Raw genomic sequence first — 1,425 nt, forward strand, 5'->3', positions numbered from 1 at the left:
TAGCGGCACTCGCTTAAGAGCGAGTGGCGCTTTTTCTTTTATACCTCGCAGGATATTTTTGCGTTTTAGCTAGTACGGAACGCGGGTAAGATTTGCGCTTTCTTTTATCAGGTAAGACTAAACGTTTACCGTTCTCTCTCAACTCTTTTAGTTTCTTAGGTATTGTTCCAGGGCTGCGCCCAGAGCACCATAAAAACTCATCCTGTATAAGGTAGAGTGCGTTTATAAAGCTAATGCGCAATGGGTCAACCTTATGTGCTTTCGCCATCTCAGCCATTTCTAGTCGCACAATATTGTATGACGTTAGAATGCCCCATAGCTCTTGATAAATGCCTTCATGTTTTAAGCTTCGTAATACTGGTTTGTTTGATAGTTGATACTGCTTGAGCTCACCATAGCCTTGCTCTATTTCCCACCGTTGCCAATACACATCAAGTAGTGCTTTCAGTGTATAAGTCTCTGGGCATAAGCATGAGGTAATAAATCCTTTAATCTCACCTTTAGGTGTTGGGATTTGGATTAGTCTTGCCTGCCATGTATCTCCTAGATACAAAGCTGACTTTTTCGCTTGGGGCGACACAGGCATGGTAATTAAATGGTCATATTCACTATACGACTCAATGACGTCATAGCGCATTTTGCTTTTTATAGGTGTGAGCCAATGATGGTTGGTTCCTACACCCTGCCAACTAGTAAAGAGCTCGGCAGAGAAAAATCCTCTATCAAATAAAGTAAGCGAGTGCTCTGGTGCGGAGCCGACAAGTTGTTGAGCAAAATGAATTTCACTATTGGTTACTGGCCCAAACGCCGCATCTGAAATTAAATGAGTTCGAGTGGACATTAAGGTAACAGCTAATACAGAAGGGAAGTTAGCTGTTGATTGCGCATACCCGAAGTGGCTGTTACTAGGGGTATCTTGAGTTTTAAATTGTGTCCCATCCACACTTAATAACTTTAATCCACATACTTCATCAAACGGTTGTAATTGCTCCCAACGTGCCGCCGTATGTTTAAACAAGTACTGCATTGGCTCAGCTCCGAGTCTACATTTTCCTTTTATGATACTGCTGGTTGCCAGTGGAGGGAGTTCACCTTTTGAGTCGGGGAAGGCTAATTCGAGTTTATCACACACCTCAGAGATAGAACGATTTCGAAGTAATCCGATCCCTAATACAAGCCATACAGCTTGCTCGGCAGGAAAACGGCGTTTACGAACAGACGCTTTTCCTGTTTGGTTGACGGCTTCTTCAATCCATTCAAGAGGAATATGTTTGGTAAATGCGTCGAGCTCACGCTCATGACAAAACTCAGAAGTAAGGTGTAATTCTTTAAGAAACTCAGACATAAAAATAGGCCACAACTTGCGTTGTGGCCTATTATGAAGCCTCTGAAAGATCGTTCAATTAGCTTAAACGATCTGCATTA

General features: G+C 42.5%; 1 protein-coding gene. It reads right to left on the minus strand.

Features of this window, described 5'->3' with window-relative positions:
- Positions 1–13: 13 nt before the first annotated feature.
- Complete coding sequence (locus C1E24_RS20670) at positions 14–1,345, minus strand: IS4 family transposase (RefSeq protein WP_138484789.1); 1,332 nt, start codon at positions 1,343–1,345, stop codon at positions 14–16.
- Positions 1,346–1,425: the final 80 nt, after the last annotated feature.

It is taken from the genome of Pseudoalteromonas phenolica (assembly GCF_005876835.1).
In the GTDB taxonomy this organism is placed as follows: domain Bacteria; phylum Pseudomonadota; class Gammaproteobacteria; order Enterobacterales; family Alteromonadaceae; genus Pseudoalteromonas; species Pseudoalteromonas phenolica_B.

What these genes read in the sequence shown, in the direction of transcription:
- C1E24_RS20670 (WP_138484789.1), bottom strand. Translation starts at nt 1,345, where the DNA reads ATGTCTGAGTTTCTTAAAGAATTACACCTTACTTCTGAGTTTTGTCAT.